This is a genomic window from Xanthomonas prunicola (assembly GCF_002846205.1).
GTDB lineage: Bacteria > Pseudomonadota > Gammaproteobacteria > Xanthomonadales > Xanthomonadaceae > Xanthomonas > Xanthomonas prunicola.
The window spans coordinates 47,498-73,102 of the sequence record NZ_PHKV01000012.1; the positions used below are offsets into that span (position 1 = coordinate 47,498).

Genomic DNA, 25,605 nt, shown 5'->3' on the forward strand with positions numbered 1-25,605 from the left:
ATCCTGCGATGAACCTGATGCGTACTCCCGAACTGGCGCTCGACGCCGACGCCCAACTGCTCGCCGACGAAGCACGCTACAGCTCCTTCGGCGACACCGTGCACTACGTCGATCCGCCGAAGATCTTTCATCGCTGCGCCGGCAGCTACATGTTCGACGCCGCCGAGGTGCCGTATCTGGACCTGCAGATGTGGTACTCGGCGTGCAACTTCGGCTATGCCAACCAACGGTTGAACAATGCCCTCAAGCACCAGATCGACACGCTGCCGCAGGTGGCCAGCCAGTACCTGCACCCGACCCGCATCCAGTTGGCCAAGACCATCGCGCAGGACGTCAAGGGTAAGTTCGGCTTGGATGGCCGCGTGCATTTCAATGTCGGCGGTGCGCAGGCGATCGAGGATTCGCTGAAGTTGGTGCGCAATGCACGCAACGGCAAGAGCCTGATGTTCGCTTTCGAGGGCGGTTACCACGGCCGCACGCTCGGCGCCTCGTCCATCACCTCCAGCTACCGCTACCGCCGCCGTTTCGGCCACTTCGGCGAGCGCGCGATGTTCATTCCGTTTCCGTACCCGTTCCGGCGTCCCAAGGGCATGACCCCGGAAGAGTATTCGGACCACTGCGTGCATCAGTTCGCGCGCCTGTTCGAGACCGAATACAACGGCGTGTGGGATCCCAAGGTCGGTCAGGCCGAATACGCCGCGTTCTATGTCGAGCCGATTCAAGGCACCGGCGGCTACGTGATTCCGCCGCCGAACTTCTTCCGCGATCTGAAGAAGGTGCTGGATCAGTACGGCATCTTGATGGTGGTCGATGAAATCCAGATGGGGTTCTGGCGCACCGGCAAGCTGTGGTCGATCGAGCACTTCGGTGTGACCCCGGACATCCTGGTCTTCGGCAAGGCGCTGACCAACGGCCTCAATCCGCTGTCGGGTTTGTGGGCGCGCGAGGAACTGATCAATCCAACCGTCTTTCCGCCCGGCTCCACCCACTCCACGTTCAACTCCAATCCCTTGGGGACCTCGCTGGGACTGGAAGTGATCCGCATGGGCTACGAGATGGACTATGAGCGCACCGTGCCGTTGAAGGGCGCGCATTTTCTCGCCGGCTTGCGCGATCTGCAGCAACGCCACCCAGAGATCGGCGATGTGGATGGGCTGGGCTTGGCGCTGCGTGCGGAAATTTGCCAGGCCGATGGCTTCACGCCCAACAGGGCGCTACTCGATCGCATGGTCGACATCGGCCTGGCCGGCGACCTGCGCCATCAGGGCAAGCCGATCGGCTTGGTGCTCGACGTCGGCGGTTGGTACAAAAACGTCATCACGCTGGCGCCATCGCTGGACATCACCCATGGCGAGATCGATCTGGCGATCTCCTTGCTCGATCAACTCCTGAGCAAGGCCAAGGCCAGCTGAGGCGAAGAGATCCCTCACGGAGGCCGCATGCAGTACTGCACTCAACTCGAACCCGAGGCGCTCTTGCGCGGCTTCATTGCGCATCCTCCGCACGGCTTCCAGGCCGAGCGGCTGGAGAGCGGACTGCCGCTCTTCCGCACCCACTTGAATCTGCTCACCACCGCTGACCAGGCATTGCGCGACAAGGTCGCTGCGCTGCCTGGGTATCGGTATTGGCAGCGCTGGCTGCAGTGGCAGGCGTGTTTCATCGGCTCCACCGTCACCGAGTACACCCCGCTGCCGATGACCGTCAGCATCGATGCGTTGGCCGACGAGGTGCTGGCCCAGGCGCATAGAGCGCCGCTGCTGATCGTCAAGGATCTGCCGTACGAATCGCCGCTATTGGACCTGCAAAGCAATCAGCGCGCTGCCGCGTTCGCGCAAGCCTTGGCCGAACGTGGTTTTGTACTGATGCAAGGCATGTCGTTGGCCTGGGTGCCGATCGATTTCGACAGCGAGGACGACTACCTCGCACGGCTGTCCTCTGGCCGGCGACGCAACATCCGGCGCAAGCTGCGCTCACGCCAGGTGCTGCGCGTGGAGACGCTGCCAACCGGCGCAGACTGCTTCGACGATGCATCGGTGTGCGCGCAGTTCTATGCGCTGTACCGCAATGTCTACGCCCAGAGCCAGATGCACTTCGACCTGCTGGAGGCGGATTTCCTTTCCACGCTGCTGCGCGATGCGGCCAGCGGCGGCTGCGTGTTCGCCTACTATCATCAGGATGCGCTGATCGGCTGGAACCTCTGTTACGAACATGCCGGCATGTTGGTGGACAAGTTCATCGGCTTTGCTTACCCGCAGGCGCGCGCACACAACCTCTACGCGGTCAGCTGGATGCACAATCTTGCATACGCACGCCGTGCCGGCCTGAGTCATTACGTGGCCGGCTGGGATGATCCGGAGGTCAAACGCGAACTCGGTGCGCACCTGAGTCCGATGCGGCACGCGGTATATCCGCGCAATGCACTGCTGCGGATGCTGGTGCGTCGGCACGTGCATCGCTTTGAAAACCCGGTCGAGGATATGCCGCAGATCGAGGCGCTGGGATGACCACGCCCCTGGTGCTGGACCTGGACGGCTCGGCCAATACAACGCCTGATGCACGCATCGTGCCGCTGCAGCATTGGCAGGAGCGTGTGCGACTTGGCTGCAGGCACGCCACGCTGCGTCAGTTCGCACAGCAACTGCAGCCAGCCCTGGCGATCTCGCATGGCACCGTGTTGCTGGGCAGCGGCGACTTCCATCATCTGAGCTGGCCGTTGATTCAACGGGTGGCCGAGCGCAGTAGCCAACCGCTGCAAGTGGTGGTGCTGGACAACCATCCGGACAACATGCGCTACCCCTTCGGCGTGCATTGCGGCTCGTGGGTGCACGCGGTCGCCGCGCTGCCGCAGGTTGCGCGCATGCATATGGTGGGCATGTGTTCGAGCGATGTCAGCAGCAAGCATTGCCTGGAACATCACCTGTCGCCGTTGCGCCAGGGCAAGCTGCATTACTGGTGCCTGGGGGTGGACACACGCTGGGCGCGCCTGCTCGGCTGTGCAGATGCCGTGCATTGTTTCGAGGAAACCGATGCGCTACTGGCAGCCTTCGCTGCGCGCGCAGATGCCGCCTTGCCTGTTTATCTCTCCATCGACAAAGACGTCTTTGCAGAACACGTGGTGCGCACCAACTGGGATCAGGGGCGTTTCAACATGACCGCACTGCTCCGCTTCATGGATGCGCTCACCGGCCCACTGATTGGCAGCGACATCACCGGCGAGATCTCGCACTATCGCTACCGCAGCCGCTTCAAACGTCTGCTCTCCGCGCTCGATGGGCAGCGCCCGCCGGATCCAGCCCAGCTGCAGTCCTGGCAGGCCGGCCAGAATGCACTCAACCGCCGCCTGCTCGCCCTGCTCGACGCCTATCCCCGCCTGACCACATCCTCGGCGTCGCCGGTGCGTTCCACGCAGCGATAGCGGGGATACGCCTACCCGGCGTGCACCACACTGCCGACATGCTGTGCTGCAGGTAAACGTGCATGTGCGTGCACACGGCGGTGCTTGGTCGTCTGCGAATCACGTTAGCCTGGGTCGCCGCATGTCGCATCGATCGTCGCGCCGTTCGCCTGGCAATGCGCCGGTGCCCTGCGCGCATGTCCGCGCTGCCCAAGCATGCTCGGCTGCGGAGGTGCGCTGGCGATGCGCGGGCGATCGTCAGTCCCCGTCGGCGGGGAGCCGTGCTTCAGCGCGCGCCAGGCAGGCCACGCCGGCCAGGATCAGCGCCGCGCCAAGCAGATGCACCGCCGTCAGCGGTTCACCCAGCCACCACGCCGACAACACCAGCACACCGACCACGTCCAGATGCGAGGCGGCAAACGCCGGCCCGATCGGAGCGCGCTCCAGCAGTGTCATCCAGATAAAGAACGCCCCGACATAACCGAGCACCGCGCCGTAGAGAAACGGCTGCGCGAACAAACGCTGCAACCAGGCAAGGCTGAAATCCAGCGGCAGGGCGCGCGCACCGGCCAGCTTGAAGCACAGGTGCGCCATGCTGTCCACGCACAGCAGCAGCGGAAAGCCAATCCAATACAGCCGCCTCATCCACCGGCTCCCACGATGACCACGCCCAGGCCGATCAAGCTCATGCCGGCCACGCGTAGCGGGGTCAGGCGTTCGCCGTACAGCAGCCGCCCGGCCAGCATCAGCGCCAGGATATTGATTGACCCGAGCAGCACCCCTTGCGACAGCGGCACCAACGAGAGGAATGCGATCCAGCCCATGAATTCGACCACATAGCAGGCCAGCCCGATCCACAGCCATGGACGCGCGAAACGGGCACGCCAACGCGTCAGCAAGTCACCCTCGATAGGCTCGAAGGCGGCCTGCTTGAATGCCAATTGCCCCAGCGTGTCGACCACCACCGTCACCGCCCACAGCGTCACCGCCACCGGCGTCATGAGGCTTCCAGCGCCGGTTGCCGCCATGCCGTGGCCGGCTGAGGCTGCAGGTCGCTGCCGACCACTCGCTCGAAGAAACTCGCGCTGGCAGTGGTCAACAAGCCGCGTTGTCGGTCCAAGGTCAGCATGTGGTAGCTATCCTCCATCAACAGAAACTCGGTCGCGCCGGAGACGCCGTCCAGCACCATCCGCGCGTTACGCAGGCTTGCCACGTCGTCTTCGGCGGCATGCGCCACCAGGCAGGGCGCAATCACCTTCGGCAAGCGTCGCCGCACCCGCGCCGACAACGCGCGCAATTCGGCCAGCGAGTGCCAGGGGTTGCCAGGCAGGCCAGCGACGCTGCTGTCGCCGCCCTGCATCGCCGCCGCGATGCGCGCGCGCAGGCGCTCGTCGCGCAACCCGTACGGCGATTCCTCCAGGAACATGCGGCGACGCCCGATGCCGAACAGCTTGAACGCCGGCAGCAGGAACGACAGGTGCCGGGTCCAGGGAATATTCCAGCCGTCGTAGCGGAACGTGACGCCGTAGACGCCGACCCCGGCCACCAGCTCCGGCCGTTCGATCGCCAGCTCCAGCGCCAGCAATGCCCCCATCGACAACCCGGCCACGAACACCTGGTCCACCTGCGTCGCCAGCGCCTCGGCCGCGCGTTCGACACTGCCATACCAATCGCGCCAGCCGGTGGCCAGCAAGTCGTCCATGTCGCCGCAATGGCCGGCCAGCTGCACGCCATGCACGGTGAACCCGGCGCGGTGCAAGCCGATCCCAAGACGGCGCATTTCCGCCGGGGTGCCGGTCAGCCCGTGGACCAGCAGCACACCGCTGCGGCCGCCACTGAGAAAGAATTCGTTGTTGGGATGGATCATCTACATGCCCTCTGGCGTAGACCGCACGATCCCATCCGAGGTTTTCCTGAAGCTTTCGTTGCCGCCATGCCAGGACCGCGACATTCAGTGCGCACTCACCGCTGCGGCGGCGGAAACCGGATCTCCACGCGCAATCCGCCATGCGCCCCATGGCAGAACACCAGCTTCGCGCTGTGGCGCTGAGCGACGCCCTGCACGATCGCCAGGCCCAGTCCGCAACCGTCGCCGCGCATGCCCGGCACACGAAAGAAACGCTCGCCCAGCCGGCCCAGCAGCACGTCCGGGACGCCGGGGCCGTCGTCCTCCACGCTCAACACCACTGCGTGGGCCAGCGCGACCAGGCCCACGGTGACGCTGCAGCCGCGGCCGGCATACCGCAGTGCGTTGTCGATCAGGTTATCCAGCAGTTCCTGCAGCCCCAGCGGATCGCCGATCACCACCAGAGCGGCGTCTTCGCTGTCGGCCTGATAGCCCAGGTCCACGTCGGCGGCCAGCGCATCGGGCACGCGCGCGGCCACCGCCTCGGGGATCAACCGGTACAACGGCACCGGCATCGAGGCCTCATCGCGATGGTGCGGCGATTGCGCGCGGCTCAATGCCAGCAGCTGGCTGGCGGCGCGCGCCGCGCGCGCGGTCAACTGCTGGATCTGCAACAGCGCCGCATGGGTTTGCTCTGGATCGGCACCCATCGCGCGCTCGGCATGCAGTTGCAGCCCCGCCAGCGGAGTCCGCAACTGATGCGCGGCATCGGCGATGAAACGCTCGTGCAACTGCACGGTATCGCGCACGCGCACGAACAGCGCGTCCAGGGTCAGGGTGAGCGGCAGGATTTCCTGCGGGACGTCCGGCCCGCTGACCGGCGCCAATGCCTGTTCGCGCGCGGCCAGGCGCTCGGTCAGCGGACGCAGCACCCGCAGACCATGGTTGACGCCCAGCCACACCAGCGCCATCACCGCGATGATCAGCACTGTCTGCACGGGCAAGGTCAGCCACAGCACATTGCGCGCACTGCGCTGGCGATCGATCAACGACTCGGCGATGGTCACCGTCAGCACGTCGCCGGCATCGTAGGGCGAAGGCATCGCCACCGATGCCGCGCGCAGCCTGCGCACGCCGTCGTCGACCGAGTACAGCACCGGCGGTTTGCCCAGCGCCGGCTGGCGCATGCCGTGCAGCCCGGTATCCCCGTAGTGCCACCCTTCGCGGCGGCTGAAGACCGCGAAATAATTCGCCCCGTCCGGGTCGTAACGCAGCAGGAACTGCGCTTGCGCCGACAGGCTGCGCCGTTCGGGCGACTGCCGCAGCAGCGCAGTGAGCGCCTGCAGGTCGTCGGCCAGATTCTTGTCGTGCACGCGATTGGCATAGCCCAGCGCCATGCGATAGGTCACCGCCGCATCGATCGCCAGCAGCACCAGCATCGGCACCGCCAGGAACAGCAGCAGGCGTCGGCGCAGGCTGGGCCGCGCCAGGGTCCGCTTAGCCCTCATCGTCGCCGTCCTGGCGCTCCTGCAACAGATACCCCAAGCCGCGGATGGTGCGGATACCCACGCCGCTGCCGTGCAGCTTGCGGCGGAGTCGGTGCATTGCGATATCCAGGCCGTTGTCGCTGATCTCTTCGTCCCAACCGCACAGCGCTTCCACCAACTGGGCGCGGTTGGTCACACGATCAGCGCGCGTGGCCAGTGCACCGAGCAGCCCGTATTCGCGTGCGGTCAACTCCAGCGCCTGCGTATCGATCCAGGCGCGGCGTCCAGTCAGGTCCAAGCGCAGGCGCCCCAGGCGCAACTCCGGCGTCCCCTGGCTGATGGCCCGCCGCAACACCGAGCGCACCCGCGCCTGGAACTCCTCCAACGCGAACGGCTTGACCAGGTAATCGTCTGCGCCCAGATCCAGCACGCGCACGCGTTCATGCAGGGCTTCGCGCGCACTGATCACCAGCACTGGCGTGGTGGCCCCGCGCTCGCGCAAACGCTGCAACACGCGCACGCCATCCATGTCGCCAAGCAGGCCCAAGTCCAGCACCAGCAGCTGGTAGTCGGTGCCCCGCAGCGCCGCATCGGCCTGGCTGCCATCGTCGACGTGATCCACTACGTGGCCATGCTGGCGCAGCGTCGCAACCACCGCGTCGGCGATCGACGGTTCGTCCTCGGCAATCAGCACCCGCATGTCGGGCGCCTCGCAGAGGCATATCGCAACGCAACGACGGCAGGGCGATCGACGAATGCGCGCGGCGGCACGAGCCATAACCTGAATGAGTAATATGGCCACCATACCGCCATCGCAGCATGACGTCTGCATGGCCGCGCGCTGCAAATTGAGCGGGCATTTATCCTGCAACGCGGTATGCCGTTTGGCGCGCGCTGCAGGCGAGTGCGTTGCCTGCGTGTGCCTCTCGCTGTTTCCATGCATGCCGCGCGCCGGCGCATGCCGACTCACATGCAGCATCGCACGTCATGCTGCAGCGCTTGCGCACAACCGGGAAGACACAAATAAAAAGCCCCGCAGACCAGGGGGAGGTCGGCGGGGCCAGGGAACGGAAACTTGGGGAGGAGTTTCCGCTCCGAGATCTGCTCCAGGGGATGGGAGAGATCTGCCGACAGGCGTTGCGCCCGTCGAGGGACATAACACCATTTTCCACATTGATAGATCGTGAAGATAACTGTTAAAAAAATGTAGAATTTAGCGCTTATTCATTCCGTCAAATCAGCTGAATTCGGATTATGTCCACACGGATTATTGCTGATCTACGTATTCAGCATAGCAGCGGCATTGGCTCCGTCAGTGCGCCTCATCCCAGTTATCGCCCACGCCCGAATCCACCACCAGCGGCACGCGTAATTCAGCCGCAGCGGCCATGCGCGTGGTGACTTCGCTCAGCAGTGTGTCGACGAAATCGACATCGGCTTCGAATACCAGTTCGTCGTGCACCTGCAAAATCATCTTCGCGCGTTGTGCGTGGTCGGCGATCCAGCCATCCACGCTGACCATGGCGCGCTTGATGATGTCGGCGGCAGTGCCCTGCATCGGCGCGTTGATCGCGGCGCGCTCGGCGCCGGCACGCTGGCCCTGGCTGCCGGCGTTGATGAAGTCCAGATACAGCCGACGGCCGAACACGGTTTCCACGTAGCCCTTGTCGCGCGCCTGCTGGCGGGTGGTTTCCATGAAGTCGCGCACGCCGGGGTAGCGGCTGAAGTACAGCGCGATGTAGTCCTGCGCTTCGCCACGGCCAATGCCGAGCTGGCGGGCCAGACCGAACGCGCTCATGCCGTACATCAGGCCGAAGTTGATCGCCTTGGCGGCGCGGCGCTCGTCGCCGCTGACGGTGTCGATGGTGCGGCCGAACACCTCGGCGGCGGTGGCGCGGTGCACGTCGGCGCCGGATTCGAACGCGCCCACCAGGCCGGGGTCGCCGGACAGGTGGGCCATGATGCGCAGCTCGATCTGCGAGTAGTCGCAGGCGATCAGCTTGCGTCCGGGCGGTGCGACGAAAGCGCGGCGGATGCGGCGGCCGTCCTCGGTGCGGATCGGGATGTTCTGCAGGTTGGGATCGGACGATGACAAGCGCCCGGTGGCGGCGCCGGCCTGGTGGTAGCTGGTGTGCACGCGCCCGGACTGCGGGTGGATCATCTCCGGCAGCTTGTCGGTATAGGTGCTGCGCAGCTTGGCCAGGCCGCGGTACTCCAGGATCACCCGCGGCAGCTCGTGCTGGTCGGCGATGGCTTCCAGCGCCTCTTCGTTGGTCGAGGGCTGGCCCTTGGGCGTCTTGACCACGGCGGGGAGCTTGAGCTCGTCGAACAGCAGCGCCTGCAGCTGCTTGGGCGAATCCAGGTTGAAGCTGCGCCCGGCCAGCTCGGTGGCCTTCTGCTGGGCGGCGAGCATGCGCTTGGACAGGTCTGCGCTCTGGCGGCGCAGTTCGGCCGCGTCCACGCACACGCCGTTGGCTTCGATGCGGGCCAGCACTTCCACCAGCGGCATCTCGATCCCGCGGTAAACGCGCTCCAGGCCCGGTTCGGCAGCCAGCCTGGGGCCGAGCACCTGGTGCAGGCGCAGGGTGATGTCGGCGTCCTCGGCGGCGTAGCGGGTGGCGTCGTCCAGGCTGATCTGGGCGAACGGGATCTGCTTGGCGCCCTTGCCGCAGACGTCCTCGTATTTGACCGTGTCATAGCCCAGGTAACGCTTGGCCAGGCTGTCCATGTCGTGGCGGGCGCTGCCGGAATTGAGCACGAAGCTCTCCAGCAGGGTGTCGTCGGCGTAGCCGGCCAGCTCCACACCATGTCGGCGCATCACGTGCAGGTCGTACTTGCCATGCTGGCCGAGTTTGCGCACGGCGGGATCGGTGAGCAGCGGCGCCAGTTGCGCCAGCGCCTGGCTGCGGTCGAGCTGAATCGGGGCGCCGGGAAAGTTATGGCCGAACGGCAGATATGCCGCCTCGCCAGGCTCGGCGGCCACGCTAAGGCCGATCAGATCGGCCTGCAGCGGGTCCAGGCTGTCGGTTTCGGTATCGAAGGCGAACTGGCCGGCGGCGCGCAGGCGCGCGATCCAGCTGTCGAGCTGTTCCTGGGTCAGGATGGTGGCGTACTGGCCGGGCGCCGACAGCGCGGGGTCCAGGTCCACCGGGGCGCTGACCGGGCCGGACACGAAGCCGGTGCCGCGCGCGCGGCCGGGTTCGGTGCGGGCGCTGGCAGCGGCGGCTCCCAACGGCATCGGCTCTGTCAGCAGGCCGGCCTGGGCGGCTGCACCGCCGAGTTCGCGCAGCGCCTGCGTGAAGCCGTAGCGCGCGTACAGCACCGCCAGCGTTTCCGTGTTCGGCTCACGCAGGTCCAGCGCGCGCGGGCCGCTGGCCAGCGCTACGTCGGTCTTGATGGTGACCAGTTCGCGGTTGAGCGGCAGCCGTGGCAATGCGGCGCGCAGGTTGTCGCCGATTTTGCCCTTGATCTTGTCGGCGTTGGCGATCACCCCATCGAGCGAGTCGTATTCGGCCAGCCATTTGGCGGCAGTCTTGGGGCCGCACTTCTCCACGCCGGGCACGTTGTCGACGGTGTCGCCCATCAGCGCCAGCAGGTCGACGATCTGATCGGGACGCACGCCGAACTTGGCGATCACCGCAGCGTCCGAATCCATGCGGCTGCCGCTCATGGTGTTGACCAGCTCGATGCCCGGGCGCACCAGCTGGGCGAAGTCCTTGTCGCCGGTGGAGATGGTCACGCTCAGGCCATCGGCGGCGGCCTGCAGGGCCAGTGTGCCGATCACATCGTCCGCTTCCACGCCGTCGATGCACAGGATGTCGATGCCCAACGCATGCACGATGTCGCACATCGGCTGCACCTGCGCGCGCAGATCGTCGGGCATCGAGGGACGGTTGGCCTTGTAGTCGGCATACAAGTCATCACGAAAGGTCTTGCCGGGCGCATCCACCACGAACGCGACGTACGCGGGGCGTTCCTTCAAAGTGGCGCGCAGCATGTTGACCACGCCGAACAAGGCGCCAGTGGGCTCGCCCTGGGCATTGGTCAGCGGCGGAAGCGCGTGGAACGCGCGGTACAGGTAACTGGACCCGTCGATCAGGACTAATCTGCTCATGACCCAATTCTACGCTGCACACTCACGGCACACTGCGCCAGCGCATACTGGCCGACGATCAACATGGACAACGACAATGAAGAGAGCACATCTTTTGCTGCTGCCGTTTCTGCTGCTGGGCGGCTGCGCCACCAATGGCAGCGACCGCGCCGGTGGCGAGATCCCGGCTGGCGCCGATGTCACCAGCAAAACCATGGCTAACGGCGACAAGGTCGACGAATACCGCGTCAACGGCCAGCTGGAAATGGTGCGGGTCACGCCAACGCGCGGCGCGCCCTACTTCCTGTACGACCGCGACCACGACGGGCATACCGATGCGGAGAAGGACAAGGTCAACAAGGTGTATTGGAAGCTGTATAGCTGGTGATTCGGGAGTGGGATTCGTAGAGCAGAAGCAGGCTTCGAGGCTCGGTGGCGTTGCGTTTTTATCTCCGCTGCGTTGCCGTTAGCCGCAACGGCCCGCCACCCGCTGGCGGCGCCACTGAGCTGACCGCTCAGCTGCAGGTCGCCGCCGCTGCGCGGACGCAACATGGGGCCGCCATCGACACGGCCGCTGACCAGCAGGGTGCGGTGGCTGACCAGGCCCAGGCCCTGCGCGCTGAAGTCGCCGGGCACGTCGATGGCGTTGTCGCTGCCGGTGAGCGTGACTGAGCCGGCAGCGCTGCCGCTGAGCTGACCGGCGCGCAGACTGCCGGCGCGTTGGGCAGTTTCGCGTGATGTGGCGCCCCCTGGCGGACTCGGCTGGCCCACAAACGAACTCGGCAGGATGGTGCGCAGGGTCACTCCCTGCGCCTGGCGGGCGGCCTCCAGCACCCGGCGGCGTTCAGGCGCGCGGCAGGTTGCATCGGCACACGCTGGCAGTGGCAATGCGCCGCACGATCCAGCGAGGCCGCACGAGCAACCCGACAATGCGGCTCAGCGCCGCGCCACCGAGGTGGTGGTCTCTGCGTCCGGCGGCGTTGCAGGCGTCACCATGGCCAGGGTCTGACGTGCGGCGCGCAGCGGCTCGTCCGCGTTGCCGAAAATGCCGGTGAGAATCTGCAATGCCTGCTGGGCATGATCGCGCGCCGCCACGGTCTGGCCCAGCCTGCGCTCGGCTTCGGACATGCCGCGCAAGATCTCGGCAGTTTGTGGATGCGCACGCCCCAGCACACGCTCCGATGCGGTGAGCGCATCGCGCTGTTCGGCCAACGATGCCTCTACCTGGCCGTCGTCCAGCAACCAGAACGCGTGATTGCTGCGATAGGTGATGGTGGCTGGCGCATCGTTACCGAAGGCCGCGCGCGCGCGCTCCATCGCTCTGCGGTAATACGGCCCGGCGTCAGCCACCTTGCCCTGTTGCCGCAAGGCGCCGGCCAGGTTGCCTTCGATCATCAAGGTGTCGGCGGCGTTCTCGCCATACAACGCGCGGGTCACCCGCAGCAGCGGGACGAGTTCGGCTTCGGCACCGGCAAAGTCGCGCTGCATCAGCAGGAATACCGCAAGGCTATTGCGCATCGTCACCACCAACGGATGCTCCGGCCCGCGCATGGCCATGCGCTCGCGCAGCAGACTACGCTGCAAGGCGATCGCCGGGACCAGCTGGCCGTTATCGGCCAGCACGGCGGCGTAACTGTTGCCGGCGTCGATGCGCTGGTCCGCGCTGCTGGCTGCATTGGCCAGCGCAGCGACATAGGCATGCCGGCTTTCTGCCAGCGCATCGTGCATGCGGCCCTGCTCGCGCAGCGCCCACGCCAGGCGCGCACGCAACTCGTTGCCGATGGCCTGGCGTTGCGCATCGCCGCGCGCTGCCTGCGCCATGGCCTGACGCAACACGCGCTCGGCATCGCCGGGCTTGCCGGCACCGGTGAGCGCCTGGCCCAGCATGGAAGCCGCCTTCAACGCCGGCAGGCTGCCCGCGCCGGCGGTCTGTTGCGCCAGGGTCTGTGCAATGCGCAGATGCGCCACCGCCTGCGGATAATCGGCCAGCGCGATGAGCGTGCGGCCCAGCGTCAGTTCCACCTGCGTGCGCGCATCGGGCTGGTCGGCCAGCTCGCGCGCCGCACGCTGCGAGGCCTGCTGCATCACGCGCAGCATCAGGGTCTTGTCCAGGTCACGCGCAACGCCGGGGTCCACGCTGGACAACACCGAACTCATGAAATCGCCGGTGACCTGCGCGCGTTGCGCATCGCGCGCAGCCTGCTGCAGGGACCACAGCGTGGCGCCCAGGCCGGTGACCACGGCAATCGCTGCGAGGCCACCGGCGGCGACGCCGCTGCGATGACGCTGGGTGAATTTACGCAGCCGCAGCCAGCGGCTCGCCTGCAAGGCGCGCGGTGGGTAACCATCCAGCCAGCGATGCAGATCGTCCAGTAACGCGGACACCGATGCGTAGCGCGCGCCCGGCTGCGGTTGCAACGCCCGCAGCACGATCGCATCCAGCCCGTCGCGCAGTTGGTCGTGTAATTTTTGATGGGTGGTCGCGCGTGCCGCACAGATCCGCGCACGTGCGTCGGCGGGTACCGCAGCGACACGCTGCGACGGCGGCTGCGGCAAGCCATCGCTTCCTGCCACCGGCGCCAGCCCGCAACTCAACTCGTAGAACATCGCCCCTAGTGCGTAGATATCGCTACGCGCGTCCACATCCTGTGCGCCGCGTGCCTGCTCCGGGCTCATATAGCCCGGCGTGCCGCGATCGTGTGCGGAGGTCATGCCGGGGTTGGCTGCATCGATGGCGATACCGAAGTCGATCACCCCCGGCACCGGCCGCCCATCGATCTCGCTGACCAGCACGTTGCTGGGTTTGAGGTCGCGATGGATCACGCCCTTCTGGTGCGCGTGCTGCACCGCCTCGCTCACCCGCAGCATCAACAACACGCGCGCATGCAGCGACAGGCGGTGTTCGTCGCACCACCAGGTGATCGGATCGCCGCGCAGGTACTCCATCACCAGATACGGCTGGCCGTGCGCGTCGGTGCCCACGTCGTGAATCTGTGCGATCGCCGGGTGCACCATCTGCGCCAGCAGCCGGCATTCAAATTCGAACAAGGCACGGCCCTGCGCATCCAGCGCATCGGCAGCCATCAGTTTGATCGCCACCTCGCGTTCGTACGCGCCATCGGCGCGGTGACCCAGATAGACCTGGCCCATGCCGCCGGCGCCGATCAGGCGATCGATCGCCCAGGCACCGAAACGCGTGCCGGCCGGTAGTTCCGGCAACGGTCCACGCAATGCGGCGGCGGCCTGTTTCAAGGGTGCACACACGCGCAAGGTGGCCTGCGCTTCCACCGCCAGCATCGCCAGTAACTGGTCGCCCAGCACCGCATCGTCGCCGGCCCGCGCACGCGCAAACGCCTCACGCTCGGCGGCAGGCAACTGGCAGGCCTGGTGAAACAAGGCCTCCAAGCGCTGCCAGGAGGTGGCCGCAGGGCTCACAGCTGCGCTGCCAGCCATACCCGGGCAAAGCGCAGATCGCGCTCCAGCGTGGGCACCGACACCTCCAGCTGCTCGGCCGCTTCGGCCACGCTGAAACCCACCAGTTCGGTCAACGCGAATGCTTTGGCCTTGCGCTCATCGACCTGGGCCAGCTTGTCGAAGGCATCGGCCACCAGCATCAATGCCTCCGGCCGCGCTGCGCCATCGGACAGGCTGATGGTCAGTGTCACCGCTTGTCCCAAGCGCTTGGCGCTGGCCTGCTGCCGGGCCAGATCCACCAGCAAATGGCGCATCTGCAGCGCCGCCACCGAATAGAAATGCGCCCGCGAACGAAAAGCCTGCTGGCCCTGCTCCAGCCGCATCCACGCCTCATGCACCAGCTCGGTGGCTTGCAACCCGGCACGCGCATCGCGCCGCAGTTCGCGCAGTGCGGTGCCCCGCAGCACCTCATAGACTTGGCGCGCCAATGCGTCGCCCGCGCCGGGTTCGTCGCGCTGCCAGGCCTGCAACAACTCAGTGATCGGCAGCTCGGACATCGAAGCCCATCTCGCCTGCGTGGAAGCGCAGTATCCCGCATTGGCGCCGGCGCGGAACACGCCTTCCGTAACCATTTAGATCCCCGCCCACCGCGGCGGCCGGCAGCGCAGCGGAGCCCGGGCAGATGCGGGGTTGTCGCTGTCTGCCCGCCCTGTCTCAGGCAGCGCCCCGGCCTGTGGTCAGGCCAAGCGGGGTCTTGGGATGCTGCCGCGGTATCACTCGCCCGCGGCGATTGCGCAGGCTGTCGGCACCGGTCTGCGTGGCCGCTGCCCGGTCATCCGCAGCGGCTGCGTCACCACGACGTCATATGACGCCGCTAGCCTGCGCCCCTCCAACCGGCGGGAGGTTCGGGTGTCTGCACATCCAAAGCGCGCCTGGGCGCGCCTGTTCGCCGAGCATGGTCCAGTCTTGCGCGGCTTTTTCGTGCGCCGCGGCGCCAACGAAGACGCCGAAGATCTGGTCCAGGAAACCTATCTGCGCCTGTTGCGTGCACATCAGCAGCCGGGCCAGGCCATCGCCAACCCGGAAGCCTATCTCTATACGGTGGCGGTCAACCTGGCGCGCGAGCAGGCCGCGCGGCGCAAGCAGGCACCGTTGCGCATCGAAGACATGGAGCAGTTCGCGCAACGGCTGGTGGCGGGTGACGATGTCGAAGACAGCGCACAGCGACAACAGCGCCAGCAACGTCTGCAGACCGTGCTGGCCGGGCTGCCCGAGCGCGTCCGCGCGGTGTTGGTGATGCAGTATCGCGATGGCTTGAGCTACAAGCAGATCGCCGAGCGCTTGGGCGTGTCATCGCACATGGTCAAGAAATACGTTGTGCGTGGCCTGTCGGCGTGTCGACAAGCATTGGCCGAGAGTGGGGAACAGTGGTGGTGAGCGCATCGTCGTGGGCCACACGCCGCCTGACCGAGGAAGCGGCGCACTGGCATGCGCTCCAGCGCATGCAGGTGCTGGACGCCGAGCAACAGGCGCATTTCATGGACTGGCTGACTGCCTCGCCGGCGCATGTGCGCGAATACCTGGCAGTGGCGCGGGTCGCCGGCGCGCTCGGCGAGGCGTTGGATGCCATGGCGCTGGATGTCGACGCATTGCTGCTGGCCGATCGCCAGCGCGCGTCTGAGCTGGCACGCAATGTGGTGGCACTGCCGTTGCCGCCACGTCCAGCCGTCGCCGCAGCAGGCAATGCTCGGCCGCGATCGGTGCCGCGCCGACCGCACTGGCATGTCGGCTTGGCCGCCATGCTCGGTCTGCTGGCGGTCGTTGGTGGCTGGGCCTGGCCGCGCAACGCCACCTATGCCACCGCGCATGGCGAACAACGCCGCGTCCAGCTGAGCGACCACAGCGTGGTGTTCCTCAATGCAGACACGCGCATCCAGGCCACCATGACGCCCTGGTCGCGCCGTCTGCAATTGCTGCAGGGCCAGGCGAGCTTCGAGGTGGCACCGGACCGGCGCCCGCTGCAGGTGCATGTGCTCGGCCTGCGCGTGGAAGACATCGGCACCGCTTTCGACATCACCCTGCACGGACCGCAGGCACGCATCGACGTGTCTGCCGGGCGCGTGCATGTCTGGCGCGCCGACCGCCCAGCGCAGCCGATGCTGGCCAACCTGGGAGCCGGACAGAGCGCGCGCATCGATGGCGCCGGCCAGGTCGAACTGAGCAACGAAGATGTCGCCAGCATGCATGCATGGCAGCAGCAGCGCATCGTGTTTCGCGACGAGCCGTTGCGCAATGTGGCCGAAGACTTCAACCGCCTCAATCGCGTCCAGCTGCATATCGACGATGCCCATGCCGGCGCGTTGCGGCTAACCGGCAATCTGCGCAGCGACGATCTCGCCGGTCTGCGGGCGTTTCTCGCGCGGCAGCCCGGCCTGCGGCTCGAACAACACGCCGATGCGCTGCATATCGTCAGCCACGCACCCTCGGTGACCACCACCCAATAGCGCACGCCGTCAGCGGAGCCGCCTGGCTTGCGCCAACATGCGCGCACAACTGACAGCTGCAGACACCGCAACATCGCGCGGCGTGGGCTTGCCGCATGCCAACACCTCGCTGTGTCGCACCCACACGACTTCGCATCGTGTGTTCTCGCTTGCGCCACGCAGCGCGCAAGCACCGCGTGGCGCAGCGCGCAGCAACAACCCATGCAATCGGCGGCTGGCAGTGATGCCTCGGTTTTCGCCGCGCACCACCTGGCCTGCGCGCAATCCACCGCCACTGCACGTGTCACAGAAAATTCATCAAAAAACGGTGCCCGACTCGGCTTGTCGCACCTCGTAGATGGGGTAGTCGCCGCATCGACCTGCGGGTTTGGTGCGGCGCCCCCTTTTCCTTCTCGCTGGATGTGATGATGCGCCGCTGCCTGTTTCTGTCCGTTGCCCTCGCCCTGCATGCCGGCGCTGCCGGCGCCCAAACGCCGACCGTCGCGGTCAATGCCATTCCTGCACAACCGCTGGCACGCGCGCTCAATACGCTCTCGCGCCAGACCGGTCTGCAATTCGTCTACGCGGCCAGCGTCGGCGCCGAGCGCCGCAGTCGCGGCACCACCGCTGGCGCGGAACCGGAGCAGGCATTGCAACAACTGCTCGATGGCACCGGCCTGCGCTACCGCTATCTCACGCCCACCACGGTGACCATCGAACCGGACACGGCGACCAGCGAAGCGCCGGCTGCAGCGGTGCCGGCTGCGCCAAGCAACACACCGGTCGCCCCCGGTGCACCGGTGCGCGAACTGGATAGCATCCAGGTGCTGGGCAGCTATGCCGGCAGCCTCAGCGCCGCGCTGCGCGAGAAGCGCTATGCCGATAGCGTGGTGGACGTCATCGCTGCCGAAGATATCGGCAAGTTGCCGGCGCAGAACGTGGCCGAAGCCTTGCAGCGCGTGCCCGGCGTGTCGATCGTGCGCGACCGCGGCGAAGGCGTGTACGTGCGCGTGCGCGGCTTGGGTCCGAATTTCCAGGTGACTACGCTCAACGGCCAGACCATGGCGGTCAACGAGAACGTGCGTACTTCCGGCCAGACCGGCCGCCAGTTTCGCTACGACACCTTGCCGGCGGAGTTGGTCTCCGGCCTGGACGTGATCAAGAGCCCCACCGCCGATCTGGACGAAGGCGCCATCGGCGGCATCGTCAACGTGCGCACGTTCCGCCCGCTGGAATTGGGCAAGACCTTGCTCAACACCTCGCTGGAATCCAGCCAGGCGCAACGCACGCATGCCAATGATCCGCGCGTGTCCGGCCTATTCAACTGGGTCAATGCCGAGGGCACCTTCGGCATGCTGGTGTCCGGCGCGTATGCACAGCGCAGCCTGCGCCAGGACCGCGTCAACGAAGTGAGCTGGGACTATTACCCCAACGGCGTGCCCGGTGCGCCGGGTGCGTCCTACCTGCCCACCGGCCTGCGCCCGACGCTGGAACTGGAGCAGCGCGAGCGCACCGGCGTCGCCGCCTCGTTGCAATGGCGCCCCAATGCCGCCTGGGAAACCAATCTGGACCTGCTGTATGCCAAGCAGACGGTGCACTACGACGAATACAGCCTGGGCGTGGGCTTCGACGGCGTGGCAAAGATGAGCAACCTGCAGGTGGACCATGGCGGCGTCACCGGTTTCGACTATCGCAATGGTCAGGTGCAGGTCTCGCGCGAAACTTCCGGCATCACCGACGACAACCGCAGCGCGCGCCTGTCCAGCACCTGGAATGGCGATGTGTGGACGCTCGGCGCAGTGGCCTTCCACTCGCAGGCGCACAGCTATGACTCCGACCCGATTCGCCGCACGCGTCTGCGCAGCGGCACCAATCTGTCGATGCGGGTGGAGATGCCGCAGGCCGACGACGACAACGTGCCGAACTGGAGCTTTACCAATGGCTTCGATCCGACCAACCCGGCCAGCGTCAGCGGACGCCGGCTGGAATGGCGCGAGATCGATGCGCGCGACAAGGAAGACGCACTGCAGCTGGACGCCAAACGCACGCTCGGCGATGGCTGGCTGCGCGATATCAAATTCGGCGCCAAGTACCGCGAGCGCTCGCGCACCTACGACCGTGCCGACCTGCTGCTCAACCGCATCGCCGGTGTGCGTTTTCCGGGCAGCTATTTCACCGCGCTGCCGGTGAGCGACATGCTGGTCGACGGCAAGGGCACACTGCCGCGGCAGTGGCTGGCGCCGATCGAAGCGCCGTTCTGGGGCGACTGGCCGACCGCCGCCGACCTCAGCGGCACACCCAATAGCGCCGACCTGCAGAACTCCTACGAGGTAAGCGAGAAGATCGGCTCGGCGTATGCGCTGACGGACTTCGGCGGCGCGCTGGCCGGACGCGACCTGCGCGGCAATCTGGGCGTGCGCTTGGTGCGCACCGAGCAGACCACCGACGGCCATGCCGATCTCAACGGCGCCGCCCAGCCGGTGCATTTCCAGCGCAGCTATACCAACGCGTTGCCGTCGTTCAACGCCGCCTGGGACGTGCGCGATGACATGGTGTTGCGGACCTCCGCAGCCAAGGTGATCACCCGCCCGGATCTCACCGACCTGTCGTCCAAGCTCACCTTCAATTCCAGCGGCGAAGTGCTGACCGCCAGCGGCGGCAATCCGGCACTGCGTCCGTTCGAAGCGTGGCAATACGACCTGACCTTTGAGTGGTACATCGATGGCACTTCGGCGCTGACCGGCGGTGTGTTCTACAAGGATATTTCCAGTTTCATCCAGACCCAGTTGTCCTACCTGGATTACCAGGGTCAGACCTATCTGCTCTCGTCCAAGACCAACGGCAGCCAGGCCAGTGTCAAGGGCGTGGAACTGGCCTACCAGCAGGTGTTCACCGGCCTGCCGGCACCGCTGGACGGCTTGGGCATGCAGCTCAACTACACCTTCACCGATAGCCAGGCGACCTACCGCGACGGCACGCGCCGCTTCACCGACAGTCTGGAAGGCGTGGCCAAGAACACCTACAACGCCGTGGTGTTTTACGAAAAGGGTCCGCTGATGGCGCGCGCCAGTTACAGCTGGAGCGACAACATCGTCAACGCCGTCGGCACCGCCAACGTCGCCACGCTCAATAGCGCTGCCTTCGGCAGCCTGGACGCGAACGTCGCCTGGAAGGTCAACGACACGCTGTCGGTATTCGTCAACGCCATCAACCTCACCGGCCAGGTACAGCGGCAATACGTGGGCGACCACTTGTTCGGTGGCTACACCGACTACGGCCGTACCTGGTCGGTAGGTCTGCGCGCACGTTTCTAAGCGCGTTTGCAGGCGCAGCTGGCGGTCGTCGCGCGCGCGCACGGCCGCCACCGCACCACTGCGCTGGTTTGGTCTCTTCGCTCCATTCGTCCTGGATCTGCCGATGCTTCTGCGTTTTTTTCGGCGCACTGCCGCCCTGTTCGGGCTTGCGCTCGTACCCCTCACCCCTGCCCATGCCACCGACGCGCCCGACACGCTGGAAAAAGTGGTGATCCTCAAGCGCCACGGCGTGCGTGCGGCGATGTCCAGCCCCGAACAGCTGAGCCAGTATTCGCTGCATGCATGGCCGCACTTCGGCGTGCCGGCCGGTCACCTCACCGCCAACGGCGCGCAACTGGAGCGCTTGTTCGGCGACTATTACCGCGCACGCTACACCGCGCTTGGTGTGTTGAAAGGCGACGGCTGCAACCAGGCCTATTACTGGGCCAACCTTACCCAACGCACCATTGCCTCGGCCCAAGCGCTGGCCAGCACATTGACGCCCGGCTGCGTCAACCCGGTGCATCACGTGCCGACCGGCAGTTCCGATGTGTTGTTCGATGGCACCGCTGCGCTGCGTCAACCCGAGGCACGTGCGCGTATGCAGGCGGCCATTGCAGGGCGCATCGGTGGCAATGCGCAGGCCTGGAATGCCACCCAGGCCGATGCGATCGAAACGCTCGAACGACTGCTGCTGCAATGCACGCAACGGCCGTGCCCCGCCCAGGCCGCGCCCGACAAGCGACGCCTCACCACGGTGCCGGCCGGGCTGGATGATGCTGGACCGTCGATCCCCGGTATCGATGGCCCTGCCGCAGCCGCCTCGGGTATCACCGAAAGCCTGCTGATGGGCTGGGCCGATGGACAGGACTTCGCCGCACTCGGTTGGCAAGGCCTGGACGAGGCCATGCTGCTGCGTGTGTTTGCCCCGCATCAGGCCGAATTCGCGCTGCGCCTGCGCGCGCCAACCGTCGCGCGCCTGGCCAGCACGCCGTTGGCCGCACGTCTGCTCGCCACGCTGCAGCAAGGCAGCCAAGCACACACCGCGACCGACGCCATCGGCGGTGATGCGCGCCTGGTGGTGGTGTCCGGCCACGACGGCACCCTGACCCTGCTGGCCGGCATGTTCGACCTGCACTGGCAATTGCCCGGCTACCAACCCGACCAGACCGTCCCCGGCGGCGCGCTGGTGTTCGAGCGCTGGCGACGTGCCGACGGCCAACGCGTCATCCGCCTGCGCTACACCGCGCAGAGCCTGACGCAGCTACGCGAACGACAAGCGTTGACGCTGCAAGCACCGCCGCCGAGCGCGGCCATCTTCATTCCCGGCTGCAGTACCGCCACGCCGGCCTACGACTGCCCGCTGCCGCAGTTCGCCCACATCGTCCAGGCCGCACTCGACCCGCTCGCCATGGACCACTGATCCCCCCAAAACGCAAAGCGTTGGACCCAATGCTCTGCGTCCTTTCGCTGTCCCCAACCGCACGAGGTCATCATGCTCCAGCATCTTCGTTCTCTGCTCAGCGTCGGAATCGGTTTGACGCTAGCTTGCGCCGGTGTCGCCCACGCGCAATCCAGTGTCGGCGTCCTCGACGTGCTTACCTACAACGTCGCCGGCCTACCCGAAGGCATCTCCAGCAGCAACCCCGCCACCAACACGGCGCTGCTGGCACCGAAGCTGGCGCCGTATGCGCTGGTCCATGTGCAAGAAGACTTCAATTACCACGCGACGCTTTACGCCGGCGATACCCACCCGTACCGCACGCCCACCAGCGGCGGTGCCGCCATCGGCGATGGCCTCAACACGCTGAGCAACTATCCATTCAACGACTTCACCCGGGTCAAATGGGACAAGTGCAACGGTACCGACTGCCTCACGCCGAAGGGCTTCAGCTACATGCAGGTGCGGCTGGACAACGGCGTGTTGCTGGACGTGTACAACGCCCATCCCAATGCCGGTACCGAAACCGCCGACCTGGCCGCACGACGCGCCAACATCACCCAGCTCTCGCAATTCATCCGTACTTGGTCGGCCGGCAACCCGGTGCTGGTGATGATGGACTCCAACACCCGCTACACCCGTAGCGAGGACAACATCCGCGAGCTCATCGCCAGCAACAACCTGATCGACCCGTGGGTGGAACTGATCAAGGGCAACGCCCCGGCCGCCGGCGCCGCACCGCTGCTATGCGGCACGCCGCCGACCAATACCTGCGAGGTCGTCGACAAGATCCTGTACCGCGCCGCGCCGCAGCTGACCCTGGCCGCCAACCGCTACCAGCTCGACCCGGGCAACTTCTACGACATTGCCGGCAAGCCGCTGTCGGACCACTACCCGCTGTATACGCAGTTCGGTTGGGCGGTGGGTACCGACGTGCGCACCAGCGACAGCTTCGGCGGACCGCATGGCGTGCCGTTCAACGACGTGGCCGGCGGTGCGCATCAACGCCAATTGCGCAGCGTCACCCTGCGCGGTGCCGAGCGCCTGGATGCGGTGGCTGCCAGCCTGGACAGCGGCGCCACCCTGGCCCACGGCGGTAGCGGCGGCACCGCCACCACCCTGGCCTTGCGCAGCGGCGAAACGCTGACCTCGGCCACCGTGACGCTTGGCCAATACGACGGCCGCACCCGTCTGTTCTCGCTGAGCCTGGCCACCAACCAGGGCCGCAGCATCGCCGCCGGCACCCCGACCAACGAGCGCTACACCCTCACCGCGCCTACCGGCTGGCATATCGCCGGCTTCACCGGCCGCGCCGGCGATGAAATCGACAAGCTTGGTGTGATCTATCGGAAGGATTGAAAGACCGGCTGCACTTTTTTGCGCATAGCAGGACAGCACGGCACGGACAACGCCGTGCTGCCCTTGCCGCGCATGCGCGTGCCATGCAGCAGCAACCCGGGCCTGCTTGGCAGCGCCAGCTATCAACACGCTGGGCATGAGGTTCTCCTTCTATGCGAAGGAGACGTTGCGCGTTTGCACAGCGGGCATCCAGCCATGCAGCCGTGCCGATACGACGCACGACATAAGCAGCGCCCGACATCGGCTGGCGGCCTTGAAATGTTGACGCGCGCATCCGCATTCCGCTGTTCCGACGTGCCGCATTCGCCGCAGCGCGCATCCATTCGCGTCCCCACCCATGGTCTGCGTGCGTGCATGCTGAAGTGGTCGCGGATGAGGACCTGCCTGCCCCTTCGCAACGGTTGCCGCCTGCTGCAGCGACGCAGGTGCGCAATTCCACGACCTCGGCAGCGATGTCTTTGCTCGTGCAATGCATACGGCTAAGTCGTGTCAGCGCTGTGGCGATGTAACGCCAGGATGTCGCTGGCCTCGTAGAGAACTCCAATCGGGCACGTCGTTCCATCGAACCCTCGCGCAGGACTGATCGCATGGCTACACCTGGCAGCTCCATCACCTTCATCGGCTTCGGCGAAGCGGCCTGCGCCTTTCTCGAAGGCTGGGCAGTGGATGCTCCTGCGCGCATCACCGCTTACGACATCAAGACCGATCAGGCCGATACACGCCAGACCTTGCTCGACCGTTATCGACAGCACGGCGTCACCGGATGCGACACGGCCGCTGCGGCAGTTGCGCAGGCCGATGTTGTCTTCAGCCTGGTCACCGCCGACTGCGCGCACGCCGCAGCACGCACCGCGGCACCGTCATTGCGCGCCGGCACGCTGTGGTTTGATTGCAACTCCTGCGCACCTGACACCAAGAAGGCCGCCGCTACAGATATCGAAGCCGCCAACGCGCGCTACGTCGATGTCGCCGTGATGGCGCCTGTGCTACCCCAACGGCACCGCGTGCCCCTGCTGATCAGCGGCCCGCATATCGAAGCCGCACTCAGCGTTCTGCAATCGCTCGGCATGCGCCCGGAGCCAGCCGGCGACACCGTTGGACAGGCCTCGTCCATCAAGATGCTGCGCTCGGTGATGGTCAAGGGCATCGAGGCGCTCTGCGCCGAATGCCTGATCGCCGCACGCCGCGCCGGCGTCGAAGACCGGGTGATCGCTTCGCTCAATGCCTCCGCCACGCAGCGCGACTTCGGCATCCAGGCAAGCTACAACATGGAGCGCATGATGGTGCACGGCATTCGACGCGCTGCAGAAATGCGCGAAGTGGCCGTCACCGTCGCCGCGCTCGGGCTGCCTGCCGACATGGCAACGGCCACCGCCGCATGGCAAGACCGCATCGGCCAGCTCGGCCTGGACGCGGGCGAGGACCAGTTGATTGCACGCCTGGACCACCTCTGCGTAGTGTTACGGCGCTTGCCATCCGCGGAGTGACTACGCTGCTGGCAAGCGTCACTCACTTCGGCAATAGCCCACTTGCTTGATAACGTTCGATCAACGTATCGAAGAGCTTGATGTCGGATCGACCACGGGCCAGCACCTGTGCACCACCGACTGCAGCAAAGCGCGCGCGCCTGCTGCTTGGCGTCCTTTATCAGGTCAGAGTGAATCCCGCTGTAAATCACTCTGACCCTATTGTTTGGATAGATCGCTCTGACTCTTTTCTCCGGCACCGTTATCCATCGCGCGGCTGCCCGAGGTGACGACGGCGGTGATCACCAATGAACGCAATGGCACTCGATGGTTCCAGCATCATCTCGGTCACGCACAAACGACCATCGGCACGCCGCCGCATCCAGGCGCTTACGTGCGCACAGCAAGACAAACCCTCTCAAGCTCAGCGCTTGGCCGCCTCGCAGAGTTTGCGATTGAACCAGGTGGACTTGGCGATGGGCAGGTACGCATCCCAGTCGCTGGGTGGGAGCATCGTGCTGTTCTTGTCCAGTTCCGCCTGGAACGAGTCCTCGTCGCGGCTGCGACCCGCCATGGTCTCGTCCAACGCCGCCAGGCACTCCTGCGGGCGGTTCAGGCGCAGCAGGGTGAGGGCGCGGTCGTTGGCGAAACGGTCGCGATCGAGCCAGTTAAGAAACTCACCGCACTCGCCCGCGAATGCCTGCATGCCGGCAAGCGCTTCGGTATAACGCTTGCCGCGATAGTCGCGCAGATACGCCTCACGTCGTCGGCTGCTGGCAGCAGAGGTGCAGCCGGCCGGCAACTGCAGATAGTCGCCTTCGAAACCGGCGCGCATGCCGCAGTAGTCACGGCAGCTGTCCTGGGTCAGTGCGGCGATGCTGAAGCCGCCCGCCACCGGCTTGAACGATAGCTTGCAAGGCGCGTCGCTAGCGTCGCTCACTTCCGCCTTGTCGCCTTGCAGCGTGCCCGCCAACGAACAGGTGTGGCCGTTGGCGCCCACGGTGAGAATCTCGAAGTGGCGCGCCCCGCCCTTGTCGCTGACCTGCAGGCTGCCCCAGCCTTGCTTGGTGCTGTATTCGCCGGGCGTTGGACCGGCCGCCACCGCGCCGAAGGCTGCAAGCCACACCAGTATTCCGCTCCATCCGTATCGCCGTGCCATCGCTTCGTCCTGTGTTCGACCAGGTAGCAAGTGTGCGGCATCGCGGAGATGCCAGGGGAGTGTCGCGGTCGCGCCGCCGCTGACCGACGGTGCGTCCGGCTGTCTCAGCCTCGATGGGACTATTTCGCGTCGCGCTCCGCACACGACCGTATTGGGTTATTGCCGCCTAC

General features: G+C 66.1%; 19 protein-coding genes and 1 pseudogene. 10 read left to right on the plus strand and 10 right to left on the minus strand.

What is annotated here, in order from left to right; all coding sequences use genetic code 11:
• Window positions 1-8 precede the first annotated feature (8 nt).
• The 3 genes from XpruCFBP8353_RS20660 to XpruCFBP8353_RS20670 are packed head-to-tail and all read left to right on the plus strand — an operon-like array spanning window position 9 to window position 3,415.
• Complete coding sequence (locus tag XpruCFBP8353_RS20660; protein WP_101364902.1) at window positions 9-1,412, plus strand: aspartate aminotransferase family protein; 1,404 nt, start codon at window positions 9-11, stop codon at window positions 1,410-1,412.
• 27 nt (window positions 1,413-1,439) lie between these two features.
• Window positions 1,440-2,504: a peptidogalycan biosysnthesis protein gene (locus tag XpruCFBP8353_RS20665; RefSeq protein ID WP_101364903.1), complete on the plus strand. Its 1,065-nt coding sequence runs from the start codon at window positions 1,440-1,442 to the stop codon at window positions 2,502-2,504.
• Window positions 2,501-3,415, plus strand: a complete 915-nt coding sequence (locus XpruCFBP8353_RS20670) for an arginase family protein (protein ID WP_101364904.1) — start codon at window positions 2,501-2,503, stop codon at window positions 3,413-3,415. The genes XpruCFBP8353_RS20665 and XpruCFBP8353_RS20670 overlap by 4 nt, the downstream gene beginning before the upstream one ends.
• A gap of 237 nt (window positions 3,416-3,652) precedes the next feature.
• On the opposite strand, the gene XpruCFBP8353_RS20675 is transcribed toward XpruCFBP8353_RS20670, so the two are convergent.
• The 6 genes from XpruCFBP8353_RS20675 to polA form a co-directional block, all read right to left on the minus strand.
• A complete protein-coding gene (locus XpruCFBP8353_RS20675; protein ID WP_101364905.1) occupies window positions 3,653-4,039 on the minus strand; it encodes a DMT family transporter in 387 nt (128 codons plus the stop codon).
• On the minus strand, window positions 4,036-4,395 hold the full coding sequence (locus XpruCFBP8353_RS20680; protein WP_101364906.1) for a DMT family transporter: 360 nt from the start codon (window positions 4,393-4,395) through the stop codon (window positions 4,036-4,038). Before XpruCFBP8353_RS20680 ends, XpruCFBP8353_RS20675 begins: the two co-directional genes overlap by 4 nt.
• The gene (locus XpruCFBP8353_RS20685) at window positions 4,392-5,261 is read right to left on the minus strand and encodes an alpha/beta hydrolase (protein ID WP_101364907.1); all 870 of its coding nucleotides are present in this window, start codon (window positions 5,259-5,261) and stop codon (window positions 4,392-4,394) included. Before XpruCFBP8353_RS20685 ends, XpruCFBP8353_RS20680 begins: the two co-directional genes overlap by 4 nt.
• A gap of 95 nt (window positions 5,262-5,356) precedes the next feature.
• Window positions 5,357-6,748, minus strand: a complete 1,392-nt coding sequence (locus XpruCFBP8353_RS20690) for a sensor histidine kinase (RefSeq protein WP_101364908.1) — start codon at window positions 6,746-6,748, stop codon at window positions 5,357-5,359.
• Entirely contained in the window at window positions 6,738-7,427 is a 690-nt protein-coding gene (locus XpruCFBP8353_RS20695; protein ID WP_101364909.1) for a response regulator, read from the minus strand. Before XpruCFBP8353_RS20695 ends, XpruCFBP8353_RS20690 begins: the two co-directional genes overlap by 11 nt.
• Window positions 7,428-8,039: 612 nt before the next feature.
• Window positions 8,040-10,841 carry a DNA polymerase I gene (gene polA, locus XpruCFBP8353_RS20705; protein WP_101364911.1) on the minus strand — a complete coding sequence of 934 codons (2,802 nt, stop codon included), beginning with the start codon at window positions 10,839-10,841 and terminating at the stop codon, window positions 8,040-8,042.
• Between the two features lie 76 nt (window positions 10,842-10,917).
• On the opposite strand from polA, the gene XpruCFBP8353_RS20710 reads away from it, so the two are divergent.
• Window positions 10,918-11,208: a DUF2782 domain-containing protein gene (locus XpruCFBP8353_RS20710; RefSeq protein WP_101364912.1), complete on the plus strand. Its 291-nt coding sequence runs from the start codon at window positions 10,918-10,920 to the stop codon at window positions 11,206-11,208.
• Between the two features lie 83 nt (window positions 11,209-11,291).
• Here the strand turns inward: XpruCFBP8353_RS20710 and XpruCFBP8353_RS24545 are convergent.
• From XpruCFBP8353_RS24545 to ecfK, 3 genes and pseudogenes are all read right to left on the minus strand, one after another.
• Window positions 11,292-11,543: pseudogene (locus XpruCFBP8353_RS24545) on the minus strand (hypothetical protein); the annotation flags it as partial.
• Window positions 11,544-11,756: 213 nt separating this feature from the next.
• Complete coding sequence (locus XpruCFBP8353_RS20720; protein ID WP_101364913.1) at window positions 11,757-14,273, minus strand: serine/threonine-protein kinase; 2,517 nt, start codon at window positions 14,271-14,273, stop codon at window positions 11,757-11,759.
• Window positions 14,252-14,791, minus strand: coding sequence for an ECF-type sigma factor EcfK (gene ecfK, locus XpruCFBP8353_RS20725; RefSeq protein ID WP_101364914.1), 540 nt, complete (start codon window positions 14,789-14,791; stop codon window positions 14,252-14,254). The genes XpruCFBP8353_RS20720 and ecfK overlap by 22 nt, the downstream gene beginning before the upstream one ends.
• A gap of 352 nt (window positions 14,792-15,143) precedes the next feature.
• Between ecfK and XpruCFBP8353_RS20730 the strand changes: the two genes are divergently transcribed.
• The 6 genes from XpruCFBP8353_RS20730 (at window position 15,144) to XpruCFBP8353_RS20765 (ending at window position 24,297) form a co-directional block, all read left to right on the plus strand.
• Entirely contained in the window at window positions 15,144-15,671 is a 528-nt protein-coding gene (locus XpruCFBP8353_RS20730) for an RNA polymerase sigma factor (RefSeq protein ID WP_101364927.1), read from the plus strand.
• Complete coding sequence (locus XpruCFBP8353_RS20735) at window positions 15,668-16,738, plus strand: FecR family protein (RefSeq protein WP_101364928.1); 1,071 nt, start codon at window positions 15,668-15,670, stop codon at window positions 16,736-16,738. Before XpruCFBP8353_RS20730 ends, XpruCFBP8353_RS20735 begins: the two co-directional genes overlap by 4 nt.
• A gap of 404 nt (window positions 16,739-17,142) precedes the next feature.
• On the plus strand, window positions 17,143-20,031 hold the full coding sequence (locus tag XpruCFBP8353_RS20750) for a TonB-dependent receptor (RefSeq protein WP_207759678.1): 2,889 nt from the start codon (window positions 17,143-17,145) through the stop codon (window positions 20,029-20,031).
• Window positions 20,032-20,134: 103 nt separating this feature from the next.
• Window positions 20,135-21,433, plus strand: a complete 1,299-nt coding sequence (locus XpruCFBP8353_RS20755) for a histidine-type phosphatase (protein ID WP_101364916.1) — start codon at window positions 20,135-20,137, stop codon at window positions 21,431-21,433.
• A 72-nt stretch (window positions 21,434-21,505) separates the two neighbouring features.
• Window positions 21,506-22,810: a jacalin-like lectin gene (locus tag XpruCFBP8353_RS20760; protein ID WP_101364917.1), complete on the plus strand. Its 1,305-nt coding sequence runs from the start codon at window positions 21,506-21,508 to the stop codon at window positions 22,808-22,810.
• Between the two features lie 587 nt (window positions 22,811-23,397).
• Window positions 23,398-24,297 carry a DUF1932 domain-containing protein gene (locus XpruCFBP8353_RS20765; RefSeq protein WP_101364918.1) on the plus strand — a complete coding sequence of 300 codons (900 nt, stop codon included), beginning with the start codon at window positions 23,398-23,400 and terminating at the stop codon, window positions 24,295-24,297.
• A gap of 403 nt (window positions 24,298-24,700) precedes the next feature.
• On the opposite strand, the gene XpruCFBP8353_RS20775 is transcribed toward XpruCFBP8353_RS20765, so the two are convergent.
• Complete coding sequence (locus XpruCFBP8353_RS20775) at window positions 24,701-25,435, minus strand: hypothetical protein (protein WP_101364919.1); 735 nt, start codon at window positions 25,433-25,435, stop codon at window positions 24,701-24,703.
• Window positions 25,436-25,605: the final 170 nt, after the last annotated feature.